The organism is Leadbetterella sp. DM7 (assembly GCF_040829825.2).
Classification (GTDB): Bacteria; Bacteroidota; Bacteroidia; order Cytophagales; family Spirosomataceae; genus Leadbetterella.
Window position 1 is genome coordinate 19,787 of the sequence record NZ_JBFOLH020000002.1, and the last position, 15,136, is coordinate 34,922.

Annotated in this window: 16 protein-coding genes; 11 read left to right on the forward strand and 5 right to left on the reverse strand. The window is 49.6% G+C overall.

The genetic code is table 11. The features are described 5' to 3' along the window. Positions 1-9: 9 nt before the first annotated feature. From AB2U10_RS01905 to AB2U10_RS01935, 7 genes are all read left to right on the forward strand, one after another. Complete coding sequence (locus AB2U10_RS01905; protein ID WP_367916237.1) at positions 10-327, forward strand: DUF202 domain-containing protein; 318 nt, start codon at positions 10-12, stop codon at positions 325-327. Positions 328-481: 154 nt separating this feature from the next. Beyond that, positions 482-1,891: an MBL fold metallo-hydrolase gene (locus AB2U10_RS01910; RefSeq protein ID WP_367916236.1), complete on the forward strand. Its 1,410-nt coding sequence runs from the start codon at positions 482-484 to the stop codon at positions 1,889-1,891. Positions 1,892-1,903: 12 nt separating this feature from the next. Continuing rightward, a complete protein-coding gene (locus AB2U10_RS01915) occupies positions 1,904-2,224 on the forward strand; it encodes a rhodanese-like domain-containing protein (RefSeq protein WP_367916235.1) in 321 nt (106 codons plus the stop codon). A 12-nt stretch (positions 2,225-2,236) separates the two neighbouring features. Further along, complete coding sequence (locus tag AB2U10_RS01920; protein ID WP_367916234.1) at positions 2,237-2,434, forward strand: YgaP family membrane protein; 198 nt, start codon at positions 2,237-2,239, stop codon at positions 2,432-2,434. A gap of 18 nt (positions 2,435-2,452) precedes the next feature. After that, positions 2,453-2,713, forward strand: coding sequence for a hypothetical protein (locus AB2U10_RS01925; protein ID WP_367916233.1), 261 nt, complete (start codon positions 2,453-2,455; stop codon positions 2,711-2,713). Beyond that, on the forward strand, positions 2,706-2,912 hold the full coding sequence (locus AB2U10_RS01930) for a DUF6132 family protein (RefSeq protein WP_367916232.1): 207 nt from the start codon (positions 2,706-2,708) through the stop codon (positions 2,910-2,912). The genes AB2U10_RS01925 and AB2U10_RS01930 overlap by 8 nt, the downstream gene beginning before the upstream one ends. 17 nt (positions 2,913-2,929) lie before the next feature. Continuing rightward, entirely contained in the window at positions 2,930-3,622 is a 693-nt protein-coding gene (locus AB2U10_RS01935; protein ID WP_367916231.1) for a thioredoxin domain-containing protein, read from the forward strand. A gap of 124 nt (positions 3,623-3,746) precedes the next feature. Here the strand turns inward: AB2U10_RS01935 and AB2U10_RS01940 are convergent, their stop codons facing one another. Together AB2U10_RS01940 and AB2U10_RS01945 are read right to left on the reverse strand one after the other, a co-directional pair. Next, a complete protein-coding gene (locus AB2U10_RS01940; RefSeq protein WP_367916230.1) occupies positions 3,747-5,645 on the reverse strand; it encodes a S9 family peptidase in 1,899 nt (632 codons plus the stop codon). Between the two features lie 155 nt (positions 5,646-5,800). Beyond that, positions 5,801-8,497: a DUF5695 domain-containing protein gene (locus tag AB2U10_RS01945; RefSeq protein WP_367916229.1), complete on the reverse strand. Its 2,697-nt coding sequence runs from the start codon at positions 8,495-8,497 to the stop codon at positions 5,801-5,803. A gap of 246 nt (positions 8,498-8,743) precedes the next feature. On the opposite strand from AB2U10_RS01945, the gene AB2U10_RS01950 reads away from it, so the two are divergent. From AB2U10_RS01950 to AB2U10_RS01965, 4 genes are read left to right on the forward strand one after another with little or no spacing between them, the layout of a single operon-like run. Continuing rightward, a complete protein-coding gene (locus AB2U10_RS01950; protein WP_367916228.1) occupies positions 8,744-9,415 on the forward strand; it encodes a response regulator transcription factor in 672 nt (223 codons plus the stop codon). Further along, positions 9,415-10,725, forward strand: coding sequence for a sensor histidine kinase (locus AB2U10_RS01955; RefSeq protein ID WP_367916227.1), 1,311 nt, complete (start codon positions 9,415-9,417; stop codon positions 10,723-10,725). Before AB2U10_RS01950 ends, AB2U10_RS01955 begins: the two co-directional genes overlap by 1 nt. 26 nt (positions 10,726-10,751) lie before the next feature. Further along, positions 10,752-11,192 (forward strand): PepSY-like domain-containing protein, encoded by a 441-nt coding sequence (locus AB2U10_RS01960; RefSeq protein ID WP_367916226.1) that lies wholly within the window; start codon positions 10,752-10,754, stop codon positions 11,190-11,192. Positions 11,193-11,220: 28 nt separating this feature from the next. Beyond that, positions 11,221-11,652, forward strand: coding sequence for a PepSY-like domain-containing protein (locus AB2U10_RS01965; RefSeq protein ID WP_367916225.1), 432 nt, complete (start codon positions 11,221-11,223; stop codon positions 11,650-11,652). A 77-nt stretch (positions 11,653-11,729) separates the two neighbouring features. On the opposite strand, the gene AB2U10_RS01970 is transcribed toward AB2U10_RS01965, so the two are convergent. The 3 genes from AB2U10_RS01970 to AB2U10_RS01980 all read right to left on the reverse strand — a co-directional run bounded on the left by AB2U10_RS01970 (position 11,730) and on the right by AB2U10_RS01980 (position 15,017). After that, a complete protein-coding gene (locus AB2U10_RS01970) occupies positions 11,730-12,701 on the reverse strand; it encodes a UDP-glucuronic acid decarboxylase family protein (protein ID WP_367916224.1) in 972 nt (323 codons plus the stop codon). An 81-nt stretch (positions 12,702-12,782) separates the two neighbouring features. After that, on the reverse strand, positions 12,783-14,102 hold the full coding sequence (locus AB2U10_RS01975) for a UDP-glucose dehydrogenase family protein (protein ID WP_367916223.1): 1,320 nt from the start codon (positions 14,100-14,102) through the stop codon (positions 12,783-12,785). Positions 14,103-14,249: 147 nt separating this feature from the next. Beyond that, positions 14,250-15,017: a DUF3108 domain-containing protein gene (locus AB2U10_RS01980; RefSeq protein ID WP_367916222.1), complete on the reverse strand. Its 768-nt coding sequence runs from the start codon at positions 15,015-15,017 to the stop codon at positions 14,250-14,252. Positions 15,018-15,136 lie beyond the last annotated feature (119 nt).

A 15,136-nucleotide genomic window follows, 5' to 3' on the forward strand; every position in this document is an offset into this window, starting at 1 on the left:
GACTGATTTATGAAAGATACACCAAATACTGCTGTAAAAAAAGAGCTTATTCTTCGCGAGAAGCTGGCCATACAGCGCACCCACCTGGCTAACCAGACTACCTTTCTGTCGTTTCTCCGGTCTTCCATGTATTTCCTGATAGCCGGCCTGACCATTCCCAACCTGGTTGTCCCCGCTCAGACCGGCATCTTCGAAATTCCGCTTTTCAGCATCTCCGCTCTCCTCCTCATCACAGGAGTTATCAATTATTTCCGCAATCAGAGGCGCATTAAAAACAGTGAAATTCACATCGGCAATTATAAGACCGAATACGAAGATCGTGAATAGCTGAGGCAAGCATTTATTTATTTTCATACCGGGTGCTGTTTTTTTCTCTTCTGTAACTCTTGTTACTGTGGGGCGTTGGGGCATATCCTACCTTTGTAAGAGAAAATGGTCCGGCCACTCACCCGCGGCCGGGCTGCACCCAACAAAAAGAGATATGAAAATAGAACAGATTTATACCGGATGCCTCGCCCAGGGGGCCTATTACCTGGAAAGCAACGGAGAAGCCGTAGTGATTGATCCGCTGCGGGAAGTACAGCCCTATATAGACCGGGCCGAAAAGAGCGGCGCAAAAATCAAATATGTGCTTGAAACCCACTTTCACGCCGACTTTGTAAGCGGTCACCTCGATCTCGCCAGAAAAACCGGCGCGGTCATTGTTTACGGTCCTACCGCCCGGCCTGACTTTGAAGCCCATATTGCCGAAGACGGCGAGGAGCTGAAAGTGGGAGACATCACCCTGAAGGTGATTCATACGCCGGGACATACCCTGGAAAGCTCCTGTTTCCTGCTGAAAGATGAAACCGGGAAAGAAAAAGCCCTCTTTACGGGCGACACCCTCTTTATCAATGATGTGGGCCGCCCCGACCTGGCCCAGAAAGTGGTGGAAGAGCTTACTCCTGAAAAGCTGGCCGCACACCTTTACGATTCATTACGCAACAAAATTCTTCCTCTGGCCGACGATATCGTGGTTTACCCGGCCCACGGAGCAGGTTCTGCCTGCGGTAAAAACATGAGCCGGGAAACAACCGATACCCTGGGTCACCAGAAGAAAACCAATTATGCCCTGCAGCCGATGAGCAGGGAAGAATTTATAGAAAAGGTACTCGACGGCCTTACGCCTCCTCCCGGTTACTTCCCCGCCAACGTGTTGATGAACAGCAAAGGATACGAAAGCATTGACCGCGTGCTTGACCAGGGCCTCCGGCCATTGGGCCCGGAAGCTTTTGAAGCAGCCGCCAATGAAACCGACGCCCTGGTTCTCGATACCCGTGATGCGCAGGTCTTTGCCCGGGGCTTTATTCCCAACTCAGTGAACATTGGCATTGACGGAAGCTTTGCGCCCTGGGTGGGAACGCTCATCCCTGACATCCGGCAGGCCCTGCTGATCATTGCCGAAGAAGGGCAGGAGGAAGAAGTGGTCACCCGCCTGGCCCGGGTGGGCTACGACGGCGCCATAGGATACCTGGAAGGGGGCATTGCCGCCTGGAAAAACGCCGGAAAAGAGCTTGACACCATCTCCTCGGTTTCGGCAGAAGAGCTGGCGGCAGAAAATACGGAACGGAATATCCTTGATGTCCGCAGGAAGAGCGAATACTATTCCGAGCATCTCATCGGTGCAGAGAATATTCCGCTGGATTATATGAACGACCACCTGGCAGAAATAGACAAAAACAAAACCTATTATGTGCACTGCGCAGGCGGCTACCGTTCCATGATTTTCATATCTGTTTTGAAAGCACGGGGATTTGATCACCTTATCGACGTAAAAGGCGGCTTTAAAGCCCTCAAAGACTCCGGGAAATTCGAAATCAGCGACTACGTTTGTCCAACTACCATGTTATAACCCTTTTCAATTATGTTCAATTTATTAAAAACACTTTTCGGCAGCAGCAATACAGCAGACCTCCAGTCAGTTATTAAAGAAGGCGCCTACCTGGTAGACGTACGTACCCCCGGTGAATTTGCCTCCGGCAGTGTAAAAGGCGCAGTAAATATCCCGCTGGATAAGTTGCCCTCCCAGCTGGGTAAATTCAAAAACAGGAATAACGTAGTGGTATTCTGCCGCAGCGGCGGGCGGAGTGCCCAGGCCAAAGCCCTCCTGAACAGGAACGGCTTTACCAATGTGATCAACGGCGGCACCTGGGAGAACGTACAGCGTGCAGCAGATAACCTTTAAATAAAAAATACAATGAAAAAGAACATGGGAAAAACGGATAGGATCATCCGTATAACAATTGCCGCCATCATAGCGGTGCTGTACTTCATGAATGTCATTTCAGGCACATGGGCGATCGTTCTGGGCATTCTGGCCCTGGTGTTTGTGCTGACTTCTTTTATCAGTTTCTGTCCTTTATACCTGCCTTTCGGAATCAGTACCCGCCGGTAGTGTTTGAAAAATGTATCGATGAAAACCATCACCAAACTAAAAAAGTACCTGTCCAGCTGGTCTCTTGCCCGCTTCCTGCGCTTGGCTATCGGGATAGCCGTAGTAGTTCAGGGAATTCTTGTCGGCGATAAATTGTTTATTACAATAGGGGCACTGTTTTCGCTCATGCCCCTGCTGAATGCAGGGTGCGGTGCAGGGGGCAGCTGTAACACCGGCAGTTCTTTCGGGAGACCTGAATCTCCTGAAAATTTCGGCCATAACCCGGATGCTCATGAATAATTTTTTTAAAACCAACCTGTTGACCATCGTCGGTGCGATTCTGGGTGCGCTGGGCGGCTACCTGTACTGGAAGTATGTGGGCTGCACTACCGGCACCTGCCCTATCACATCCAAACCCCTGAACAGCAGCGCCTACGGCGCATTAATGGGCGGTTTATTATTATCGTATTTTAAAACAGGCAATAAGCCGGCAGGCTGATCTTAAAACCAATCTATATGTTCAGGTATCTATCAATAATTATTTTAGCGGTGTGGGGAGCAACGTGCTGCCAGGCGCAAACACCTGCGGTGAAGCTTTCTGCCAAAGAATTTGCTGACAAAATCAAGAGCACACCCGGTGCCCAGGTGGTAGATGTACGCACGCCTTCTGAATTTAAGGCGGGCCATATCAAAGATGCCAGCAATGTGGACATCAGCTCCGGTGAATTCAAAAACATGGCGGCGGCGATCGATAAATCAAAGCCGGTTTTTGTGTATTGCCTGAGCGGCGGACGGAGCGCCTCAGCAGCCAGATACCTGACCTCCCAGGGCTACAATGAAGTGTATGAAATGACCGGGGGAATGATGGAATGGCGGAACAACAACCTGCCCGAAGTAAAGCTTACGGTAACCTCCGAGGGCATGTCAGTGGCTGAATACGAAGCCATGCTGCAGTCGGGCAAAGTGGTGCTCGTGGATTTTTATGCCGAATGGTGTGCCCCCTGCAAAAAGATGAAGCCCTACCTCGAAAATATCGCAAAAGATAAAACGGCAACGGTCATCCGTATCGACGCCGACCAGAACTCCCGCCTTTGCAAGGCGCTGGGCATTTCAGGCCTGCCGGTTATTAAAGTTTACCGCAACGGGAAGGAGAGCTGGAATCATACGGGTTTTGTGGATGAAGAGGGGTTGCGTAAACAGTTAGAATAGTGGAGAGTTCCGAGTAGAGAGTTCCGAGTAGAGAGTGGAGAGTTTCGAGTGGAGAGTTCCGAGTTCCGAGTGGAGAGTGCAAAGTACCAGCTACTCGCAACTCTCTACTCGGAACTCGGAACTATCACAACGTTTCCTTTAACCACCTGAAAAACTCATTCTGCCATACCATAGCATTCTGCGGTTTCAGTATCCAGTGGTTTTCATCGGTAAAATACACCAGCCGGCTACGGATGCCCCTCTGCTGCAAAGCCTGGAAAGCCTCCTGCCCCTGTCCTATCGGCACCCGGTAATCTTTCCCGCCATGCATCACCAGCATAGGGGTATTCCATTTGTCCACATGCCGCATCGGGTTGAACTGCTCATAGGTTTTGCGGGCTGCCGCATTGGTTTTATCCCAGTAGGGGCCGCCCAGGTCCCAGTTAACAAAAAACAATTCTTCGGTAGTGCCGTACATGCTTTCCAGGTTAAAGACACCGGCATGCGCAATAAACGTCTTAAAACGGTTCTCATGAATTCCGGCCATATAGTAAACGGAATACCCGCCATAGCTGGCCCCTACCGCACCCAGCCTTGCTTTGTCTACATATTTCTCTTTAGAAACGTCATCAATGGCCGCCAGGTAATCTTTCATGGCCTGCCCGCCCCAGTCTTTACTGATCTCCTCGTTCCATTTCACCCCATGGCCAGGCATGCCCCGCCGGTTGGGCGCTACCACAATATAGCCCTGGGCCGCCATCAGCTGGAAATTCCACCGGAAAGAATAAAACTGGGTCAGTGCACTCTGCGGACCACCCTGTAAAAACAACAGGGTCGGGTATTTTCTGGCAGGATCAAAATCAGGCGGGAAAACCACCCACACCAGCATCTTTTTGCCATCAGTAGTGCTTACCCAACGTTTCTCCCATTTGCTTAAAGCAATGCCTTTGTAGTAATCTGTATTGACGTTGGTGAGGGCGTTCCAGCTTTTGCTCTTCAGGTCGTAGGAATAAATCTCGGTTGCATGATTAAAGTCGGTCCGGGTCACGATCACCTTATCTCCGGCAAAGCCCACAATTCCCGTTACATCAAAATCGCCTTCGGTCAGCCGCCTGACCTGTATGGCCACTTTGGTCAGGCCGGGATAATTCACTTCAAACAGCTGGATGGTTCCTTCTACCGGAGCTGTAAAATAAATCTTCCGGCCATCTTCGCTCCAGGTAAAGCTGTCTACGGTACCGTCCCAGCCCGAAGTCAGGTTAACATGTACGCCCTTAACATCTACGATGATGTCATTTTTATCGGCTTCATACCCGTTGCGCTTCATCTGCAGCCAGGCCAGCACCCCCTGTGATGAAAATGAGGGGTGCGTATCATAGCCGGGATTACCCTCCGTCAGGTTCCTGGTGGTTCCGCTGGCCAGATCGTATTCGTAAATATCGGTATTGGTGCTGTTGGCGTAAGCGGTACCGGCCAGCTTCTTGCAAACATACAGGATCTTTGTTCCGTCGGTGTTCCAGGTATAATCTTCGCTCCCGCCAAAAGGCATGGTGGGCGAGTGCCAGGGCTGGTCTTTCAGGATATCGGTTCCCGGAGCCCCTTCCCGGTTTTCCCGGTAAAATACGTGGTTAAAGCTTCCGTCGCTGTACGTATCCCAATGCCGGTAGTCGAGCCCGTCATACACCTGCACAGTTGCTTTATCCAGTTCCGGGTAATAATCTTTTGCATAGACCCGGTTCACCTTCACTTTCTCATCGTACACCACATGCTTCCCGTCAGCCGATACGCCGGGGTCTTTCAGCAACGATGCCGTTTCTTTTATTTCGGTGGCGGTTCCGCCGTTAACCGGCACTGCATATAGTTTACCGCTTGAATTATTGTCGGCTACAGAAGGGGTAGTAACCCGATATACCACCGTTTTCCCGTCTTTGCTGACGCCCAGCGCTGAAACCCGCCCCAGCTTCCAGAGTGCTTCAGCAGTCATCGTATTTTGGGCAAATGCGCACGATGTCGCCAGCAGAAGTGTAATAATCACATTTTTCATCTTATTCCAATAGCAATGTTCAAACCGAAAATTACCACCTTTTCACGGCAATTCCCTTAAAAAACAGAAAATAATCCCCGCCTGAAATAAAAGTGGGTACGGCAAAGCTGCCGCACCCACATTAACCTTACTTTAACTATTTAACCTGACTTTTTTTATTTCAATACCAGCTTTAAAACAGCCTTTTCCCTGCCCAGGGCAACGGTATAATTTCCCCGGCTGTCTTTCGGGGCATCGGCGCGGTACGCCTCCGGCGTTTCTGCCCGCACATAGGCGGTTTTCGTATAGGCATCGGCCGGCTCCAGCACCACCTGCACCTCCCCCGTCTTCCGGTTATAATTCAGGGATGAAACCTTCCCGGCATCCAGGGTGATCCATAATTTCCGCGGTGCCAGGTACACCCTCGACTTCCCGGCAGAAGTTATCTGTGTATTCAGCCAGTCGCCGTTCTGCACAAGATTCCCGCTGAAGGCCACCGGTCCGAACTCCGGGTGAACGGTGATGTACGTTCCTGAATTTACCGCATACCCGTAAAAGCCGCTTCCGTAATCACCGGTGATACCGTCTATGGCCAGGGTAGACGGGTACGAGTGAAAAGCCGCCGGGCCAAATCCTTCCTGTGTTACATTGGCCAGGGCGCCCATAGCACCGGCATGGCCTACACGCAACAGGTAAAAGTCATCAGGATTATCACGGTAAGCCGCAGAAACAGGGATCGAATTCAGTGCTGAGCCGTAGTGGTGCAGCTGCCGTTCAATGCGCGACAGCTTTCCGCCGTACACAAAATCCCAGTAGCGGCGGGCGCTGCCGTTATATCCCCAATGCGGCAGGGCAGGCATATAAGCCAGGATAGCATTCAGGGTAACCTCTGCCTTATCGGCATTGCCGAAATATTTTGACCACATGTACACCTCTTCCTGGCCGGTAGAATCCCACGGCATTTCACTGCCAAACGGGTAGCCCAGTGTTTTCCAGTGATCGGCCCGTTTTTTCATCGCGGCTTCCAGTTCGTTGGCCATATCGGTTATACCTTCACGCTTCAGATCTTCCAGGATATACAGGAATACCGAACCTTCCATCTGTCCGAACTGCGCATAATGCGGTGCCAGCCGTACCATGGCCAGGGCGGTTTGATAGGCATTCTGAAGGCTTTCACGCCAGTTCACGTCATCGGCCAGGCCTTCATGGTTCCGCGCCAGGCGGTACAGAATCCAGTGAGCCGCCGCCACATGCGGGTAATTGTACGAACGCCCCGGGTTATCCGCTTCTTTCTTAGGCCAGGCCGACCATACTTTCCAGTTGATATCTTCGCGGTAGGTGCCCTTCGGCATAGAATCCGGCTCGTAATAGAACAGGCTTTTCTTTACCCCGTACCTGTTCTTTCCTTCGCTGTACTGAAGGCCTCCCCAGAGTGTTTCCCGCGCAAAAAGCTTCAGCTTCTCCACTTCCTCCTTATCACTGATCAACGACTGCTTCATAAAAGCGGCCAGCCAGCTGGCGGCTCCGGCTTCATCGCTCAAACCGGCATACCAGGCACGTTGCTCCTGCGTTACCTGCTTCTGCTCTTCGTTATCGTAGGTGATGATCGACGGAGCCCGGCCGAACGGGTCATTTTTATCGTCAAACCACTGCCGGGTGGTCAGGAAATGCCCCAGGTCTTTCACTACCTCTTCCTGGGGTTTAATGACTTTGTAATGGATGGTCTGAACCGTGCCGTCTTTGTATTTTACGGTAAGCCGGGCCCGGCCCCATTGCTGTCCTTTAACGCTGTACCCTTCCCATTTGCCCTTCCGGCCCGTTGCTTTTACCTGCAAAGCTCCTTCCGGGAATACCTCTGTGGAAATCACCTTATGCCTGTAATCGAGGTAAAGTGTCCCGTTTTCATCCTGCGGTAAAACATAACCAGGAAGTCCCACGGCTACCGGCCGCCCTTCTTTCTCCAGCTGCGATTCGATCTGCCGGATAGAAGGGGCAAAAACAAAGCGGAGCGCAAACGAGCGGCTTTCGCCCGGCTTCAGGGTTACGGAGGTGGGCTCATTCCATTGCTGCACCCCTTTCCATTCCGTCTCTGCATGCGCCTTGCTGTGGATCATCCATTCGTGAAAGCCTTCAAAAACAATGCTCCGCGGGGTCGGGTCGTCATTCACCGGGTTGTAGGCTTCAAAGGCTGCATTTTCATACGGCAGCACCAGCAGTGAAGCCCCCTTGCCGTGCAGGCGGTTAACCTGCAGATAACCCGCATCTTTGCCTATATAGGGATCAAAAAACACATTGTCTGTATGGGCATCATCCAGCTTCTTATCCTGCAGGATATTATTGAAAATCATCGGTATTCCCAGCGAGCCGATCTCCACCGCTGAGCCCGAGGTATTCCGAATTTCAAAACGCAGGATGATATCCCTGCCGTCTGAGTCCCAGAAACGCTTCAGGCTGATCGGTGCACTGGCCTCAAGCAGGCCTGACAGGTCAGCTGCCGCCAGCCCGTTTTTACCGGCCGGCAGCTCCTTTACGGCCGTCCTTTTTTTAGCCGAAGAAAATTTCGTCCAGTCGCCTGAATCTCCTGTCCGGTACCGGATGTTGATATCGCCCAGGTGGTAAAAGCCATCCTTATCCCGTCGTTTCAGCCACTCATCCGGCGTATAATCAAATACCGTGTCTTTCACCGGCGACAGGGCCGATGCCGTTTGCGACGAATTCAGCACTTCCAGCCTGAAATCGCGGGTGGTAAAAGCTCTGCTGCCCTGTTCAATACCCAGGGTAGAAGGCATACGGCCAATTCTCTCCCAGGGCGACTGGGCCGAAATCTGCCCCCCAAATAAAAAAACGATAAAAAATAGTGAGACCCGTTTCATAGCAATGGCGTTTGAATACATTTCATAAAAATCAGGAACTTCTTCTGCCGGGTCAAGCCTCCGGCGCAGATCAGCTAAAATTAAAGCATTCTTTGATAAAATAAGGAAGCCGGCCGTTCTCTGTCAGGTGCTCTTCCCAATTCTTTCCTAATTTTACAACTATTCTTGCAGTAAAAAAACATAGCCCTGCTCCCTCAGCCTGAAAAGGGTTGTCCTGCTGATGAACAAGGCTAAAAGCTTTTATACATGAAAATTCTTATCGTAGAAGATGAACCGGAGCTCCGTAAAGTGGTTCAGCGCTCGCTGGAAGCCTCCGCCCACCGGGTAGAATATGCGGCCGATTACCCGTCAGGATTACGCAAGGTGGAAGATTACAGCTACGACTGCATCCTGCTTGACATCATGCTGCCAGGGGGCAACGGACTGGATATCCTGAAAGAAATAAAAAAACTGCACCCGGAAACCTCAGTTATCATTCTTTCTGCAAAAGATGCCGTTGATGATAAGGTGACGGGCCTTGACCTGGGTGCCGACGACTACCTGGCCAAACCGTTTCACCTGGCTGAGCTACACTCCCGCATCAACTCAGCCCTGCGGCGGCGGGTACAAAAGGGAGAAAGCCATATCGTGTACAAAAACCTGAAGATTTACCCCGAAGACCGGATTCTGAAAATCAACGAGCAGGAGGTGCTGCTGAACCGGAAAGAATATGACATGCTTTACTATTTTATGGTAAGGCCCGGTAAGCTGTTGCAGAAAACCACCCTGGCAGAATCTATCTGGGGAGATCATATCGACCAGGCCGACAGCCTGGATTTTATCTATTCCCAGGTAAAAAATCTCAGGAAAAAATTAAAGGAAAATCATTCCGAAGCCGACATCCAGGCCGTTTACGGAGTGGGTTACAAACTGGTATAATGGGAAAATCGCTTAAAAACTATACGCTCAGGCACCTGGCCTATATCCTGCTCATTGTAGTAGCGGTATGGGCCGGGCTCTTCTATGCTTTTATTCTCGACGAAGTGTATGACAACGTGGATGACGGCCTGAAAAACCAGAAGATCAACATCATCCGCCAGGCTTATATCGACTCTACCGTATTACAGACAAGAGAATTCGGCATTAACCAGTTCCGTATTCTTCCCACGGATTCGCTGCAAAAAGCCAACATCTTTTCGCGGCAAATGATCTACATGGAATACGACGACGAAATGGAGCCTTACCGGGTGCTCCGAACCGGCTTTTACGCCCCTGACGGCCACCCTTATTCGCTGGAGATCCGTACGTCAACGGTAGAAGAAGACGACTTCCTGATCAACCTGACCATTGCCTTGGTGGTTTTATACCTGCTGATCGTTGTCACCCTCTTCCTGGTCAATAATTTTGTACTGGAAAAGGCCCTGAAGCCGTTGAAGAGCCTGATCAATGACCTCCAGAACTATAAATTCGGGAGTGGCCTGCGCATAAAACCCGTTAACAGCATGGTCAGCGAATTCATTATCCTGGATCAGAAAATACAGGAAATGATTGAACGGAACGAGAGCGTTTTCCTGCGGCAGAAGCAATTTATTGAAAATGCGTCGCACGAGCTCCAGACCCCCCTGGCCATTACCATCAACAAGCTGGATCTCCTCCTTGAAAACGGGGAGCTGAACGAAGCGCAAAGCACGGAGATCGGGGAGACCAAAAGATCCCTCCTCCGGATGGTCAACCTGAACAAATCACTGCTGATGCTCTCCCGGATAGAAAACCGGCAGTTCGAAGAAAAAGAAACGGTCAGTATCCTTGCTGTAACAGAAGAAGTGGCAGCCGAGCTGGAAGAGATCATCCGCTTTAAAGATTTAACGCTTCATTGGGATAAGCGGGAAGATTTCACCCTTTATGCCAACCGGAATCTCATCAAAATCCTGGTCTCCAACCTGCTCCGGAATGCCATCCGGTACAATACAGAACAGGGAAAAATAGGGATCAGCGTCGATAAAAACGAGCTCTGCATTTCCAACACCAGCATGTTGCCGCCCCTGAACCCGGTCATTATTTTTGAGCGGTTTTATAAATATTCTTCCGACAACGCCTCTTCAGGCCTGGGTTTGTCTATCGTGGAAAGCATTATTAAAACCTACCCCGAAGTGCGCCTCGACTATGCTTATCGTGACGGTCAGCATGTATTTTCGGTCAGTAAAAACACTTCGTTTCCCGTTCCCATTTCTTTCCCAAATCCCTTCTGAACTTTACATCATTAAAACAGATAACTATGATGCGCATAGGCTTAGCAATATTCCTGGTCTTGCTGCTGGCGGGAACTGCCGGGGCACAGAAAACCCGGAAAATAGACCTGGACGATCTGCCCGAAAAGGCACAGGCATTTATTCAGAAAAACTTCAGCAAAGAAAAAATCCGCGACATCCTGAAAGAAGTGGAGGATCTCCGGGATATCGAATACAAGGTAACGTTCCCGGATAAGCTTAAAATAAAATTTGATAAAAAAGGCGACTGGAAAGAAGTAGACGGTCACCGGCATCCTATTCCCACCCGGTTTATCCCGGAAAAAATACTGGCCTACATTCAAAAACGCTTTCCCAACAACGAAGTGGTCAAAATAGAAAAAGACCGCAAATCCTATGAAGTGGAGATCTCCAACGGACTGGAGCTGGAGTTTGACGCTGACGGGAAATTCATAAAAATAGACAGTTAAGTAACCAATCATCTAAATCAAATATATCATGAAAAAACTATCATTCATTTTAATGCTGATACCTGCAGCGTTTATGTCTGCCTGCGAAAGCCAGAAGGTACTGGCAGAAAATGAGATACCTTCTGCCATCACTACTTATGTAAGCACACATTTTCCGGCAGCCAGAATACTGCAGGCCGTAAAAGACAAAGAGGGCTTATCCAAATCCTACGACGTGATCCTGGAAGGAAACATCAGCCTGGAATTTAACAAAAAGCATGAGATTACTTCCATCGAATCCCGCAGTGCACTGCCCGATTCCGTGATCCCGGAGAAAATCCTGGCCTACGTTAAAGCCAATTATCCGAACCATTCTATCCTGCAATGGGAGCTCGACGATAACCGCCAGCAGGTGGAGCTGGACAATCACCTGGAGCTGGAATTTAACAAAGCCGGTGATTTTCTGAGAATAGATTCCTGAACATAGCAGGTAAAAAGCAGATGGCCGGGATGTACAAAGGTTGCATCCCGGCCATCTGCATTATCTGCATCCTGCTGTTAAAACTCGCGATGCCTTGCTTCTTCAAAAAGTCTTTCTTTCGGCAGGCTTTTAAAATATTCGTAAGTAAGCTTCAGGCCCTCCGAGCGGTCCACCTTCGGCTCCCAGCCCAGAACCTCCCGGGCCCTGGTAATATCAGGCTGGCGCTGCTTGGGATCGTCTTTAGGCAGGTCTTTATAAACCACTTTCTGATCGGTGCCGGTCAGCTTAATAATCTCTTCGGCAAAATCTTTAATGGTAATTTCTGAAGGGTTACCAATATTCACCGGGTACGGGTAGTCAGAAAGCAGCAGCCGGTAAATTCCTTCCACCAGGTCATCTACATAGCAGAACGAACGCGTCTGTGAGCCGTCGCCGAAAATGGTCAGGTCTTCACCGCGCAGGGCCTGCCCGATAAATGCCGGCAGCACGCGACCGTCGTTCAGGCGCATCCTGGGGCCATACGTATTGAATATCCGGATGATTCTTGTCTCCAGCCCGTGATAGGTGTGGTACGCCATAGTCATGGCCTCCTGGAAACGCTTGGCCTCATCGTAAACGCCCCTCGGACCCACCGGGTTCACATGACCCCAATAATCTTCGGTCTGCGGATGTACCTGCGGGTCACCGTATACCTCGGAGGTAGAGGCGATCAGCACCCGGGCATTCTTCACCCGGGCCAGTCCCAGGCAATTGTGAATACCCAATGAGCCTACTTTCAGGGTCTGGATCGGGATTTTCAGGTAGTCGATGGGGCTGGCCGGCGAAGCAAAATGCAGGATATAATCCAGCTGGCCCGGCACATGAATAAATTTGCTGACATCGTGGTGGTAAAACTCGAAATTAGGCAGCTTAAAAAGGTGCTCTATATTCCGCAGGTCGCCCGTGATGAGGTTGTCCATTGCCACCACATGGTATCCCTCTTTTATAAATCTGTCGCAAAGGTGAGACCCTAAAAATCCTGCCCCGCCGGTAATTAGTATTCGTTTCATTTTAAAATTAGCTATGAGCTATGAGCTGTCAGCTATGAGTCGTGCATAAATTTCTCACGGCTCATAGCTCACGGCTCAAAGCTATTTTGTTCCTTTAATGGTTTCCCTTCCTATTGAAAAATAATCAAAGCCCTGCCCTTTCATCTCTTCGAGGTCATACAGGTTACGTCCGTCAAAGATCACCTTATTTTTCAGTTTTTCCGCTATTTTATTAAAATCAGGTGTTCTGAACTCCGGCCATTCGGTCATGATCATCAGCGCATCGGCTCCTTCCAGGGCTTCGTACATGCCTGAAGCGTATTTTACTTTCTTGCCTATCTCCCGTTTTACATTGGAAATGGCCTCAGGGTCAAACACCACCACTTTGGCTCCGGCTCTTTTCAGGGCCTTGATGTTGTACAACGAAGGCGCTTCACGGATATCGTCGGTGTACGGTTTAAAAGCCAGTCCCCACAGGGCAATGGTTTTTCCTTTCAGATCTCCGCCGAAATACTCTTTCACCCTGGGTATCAGCCGCACTTTTTGCTTTTCATTCACCAGCATGATCGATTTCAGGATCCGGAAATCATAATTGAACTCCTGTGCCGTTTTACCCAGTGCCTGCACATCTTTCGGGAAACAGCTTCCCCCGTAACCGATTCCCGGAAACAGGAAACGCTTACCGATCCGGCTGTCGGTACCGATACCCTTTCTTACATTATCTACATTGGCTCCGGCCAGCTCACACAGGTTAGCCATTTCGTTCATAAAGGTGATCTTCATGGCCAGGAAAGAGTTGGCTGCATATTTGGTCATTTCCGCCGAACGCTCATCCATGAAAATGATAGGGTTGCCCTGTCTTACCAGGGGCGCATAGAGTCTTTCCATGATGGTTTTTGCCCTGTCAGAACTGGTTCCCACCACCACCCTGTCGGGTTTCATAAAGTCTTCCACCGCTACCCCTTCCCGCAGGAATTCCGGGTTGGAAACCACGTCAAAGGCTGTTTGTGCATGGGCCACTATCTTAGCATGCACTTTTTCGGCAGTTCCTACCGGCACCGTGCTTTTATCTACAATAACCGCGTAGTGATCCAGGACCTTGCCGATGTGATCAGCTACACCGAGAATATATTTCAGGTCTGCCGAGCCGTCCTCACCCGGAGGCGTGGGTAAAGCCAGGAATATTACTTCAGCTTCTTTTATCCCTTCTTCCAGGCTGGTAGTAAATTTTAACCTGCCGTCTTTCCGGTTCCGGTCGAAGATCGGCTCCAGGCCCGGCTCATATATCGTGATCTTTCCTTTTTTCAGGCTGTCTACCTTGGCCTGGTCAATATCAATACAGGTCACTTCGTTACCCGTTTCCGCAAAACAGGTTCCCGTTACGAGACCCACATACCCTGTACCTACTACAGCTATTTTCATTCGTTAATGGTGATTTGTTAAAAATATCACTGCAAAAGTAGAGCAAAAATCTTAAAACTTAACATACACTATAAAAAAATACAGAGTTAAAGAGAAAAAAACTCATTAAGTCTATGTTTTTGCAGTGTCTATGTTAACTTTTACATTTTATTCTCCCCAGCTAAAAGGAAACAGGTTCTTTTTGTATTTACGGATCTCCATCACAACGGTACCGAACGAGAAGTCTACTTCGATCTTCACGGGCACCCGGTTCCGGTCATCACTGACCCACACCCGGATGGCGTCTTCGCCCTTAAAAAGCTTGTTATCGGGCAAAACCGGGTTCAGCTTCAGCACATTGATTTTCCCGAAGCGTGTTTTGACCGTTCCCCGGCCCGCATACTTTACCCTGAACCGGTAGTATTCATCATCAAAAAACAGGGGTGCCGAATAGGTCTGTCCCATACTGTATTGCGAGAAATCCACATGCCTGAGCGAGTAATATCCCGAAATCACATCGTGGATATTATCCGGCACATTGTAGGTGTCTACCGATTCCTTTTCCCGCTTTACCACCACATTTTTATTGTGATCGAAATACAGCACCTGGTCACGCCTGTAATTGTTTTCGCGGGCACTGTATTCAAATTTCTGCGGCAGGTAATTGATCGTATCCATAAAGCTGGTATACGTATTCCTTACCCGGAAAAGGTCGGTAATTCCTTCGGTACGCCCGTGGATATTGATTTTGTAGCAGGGCAGACCGTTCACCTGGTAGGTACGGGTATCTACGTTAACATTGGCAGAGCCAATGGTCAGGATGCCGTACTTGATCCGGTAGTTGTATTCTTCCCCCATCTGAAAGTTATTCTGAGAGCTCCGGAAACCCAGCAGCGCCAGGGGAAGTAAGAGGCATGCGATAATTCGTAATCTCAAAACAGTTGCTTTTTTACTTTTAACGATAAAAATACAATAATACTTACCTGTAGTGTATTATAAAAGATTAATTCTACCTATTAGACGGGATATTCACCAAAAAGTTAAAAGAAAAGGCG

Coding starts and splice junctions, on each gene's coding strand:
- AB2U10_RS01915 (WP_367916235.1), top strand. CDS start 1,904: ATGTTCAATTTATTAAAAACACTTTTCGGCAGCAGCAATACAGCAGAC.
- AB2U10_RS01970 (WP_367916224.1), bottom strand. CDS start 12,701: ATGAAACGAATACTAATTACCGGCGGGGCAGGATTTTTAGGGTCTCAC.
- AB2U10_RS01960 (WP_367916226.1), top strand. CDS start 10,752: ATGATGCGCATAGGCTTAGCAATATTCCTGGTCTTGCTGCTGGCGGGA.
- AB2U10_RS01920 (WP_367916234.1), top strand. CDS start 2,237: ATGAAAAAGAACATGGGAAAAACGGATAGGATCATCCGTATAACAATT.
- AB2U10_RS01965 (WP_367916225.1), top strand. CDS start 11,221: ATGAAAAAACTATCATTCATTTTAATGCTGATACCTGCAGCGTTTATG.
- AB2U10_RS01930 (WP_367916232.1), top strand. CDS start 2,706: ATGAATAATTTTTTTAAAACCAACCTGTTGACCATCGTCGGTGCGATT.
- AB2U10_RS01905 (WP_367916237.1), top strand. CDS start 10: ATGAAAGATACACCAAATACTGCTGTAAAAAAAGAGCTTATTCTTCGC.
- AB2U10_RS01935 (WP_367916231.1), top strand. CDS start 2,930: ATGTTCAGGTATCTATCAATAATTATTTTAGCGGTGTGGGGAGCAACG.
- AB2U10_RS01975 (WP_367916223.1), bottom strand. CDS start 14,102: ATGAAAATAGCTGTAGTAGGTACAGGGTATGTGGGTCTCGTAACGGGA.
- AB2U10_RS01955 (WP_367916227.1), top strand. CDS start 9,415: ATGGGAAAATCGCTTAAAAACTATACGCTCAGGCACCTGGCCTATATC.
- AB2U10_RS01940 (WP_367916230.1), bottom strand. CDS start 5,645: ATGAAAAATGTGATTATTACACTTCTGCTGGCGACATCGTGCGCATTT.
- AB2U10_RS01945 (WP_367916229.1), bottom strand. CDS start 8,497: ATGAAACGGGTCTCACTATTTTTTATCGTTTTTTTATTTGGGGGGCAG.
- AB2U10_RS01950 (WP_367916228.1), top strand. CDS start 8,744: ATGAAAATTCTTATCGTAGAAGATGAACCGGAGCTCCGTAAAGTGGTT.
- AB2U10_RS01910 (WP_367916236.1), top strand. CDS start 482: ATGAAAATAGAACAGATTTATACCGGATGCCTCGCCCAGGGGGCCTAT.
- AB2U10_RS01925 (WP_367916233.1), top strand. CDS start 2,453: ATGAAAACCATCACCAAACTAAAAAAGTACCTGTCCAGCTGGTCTCTT.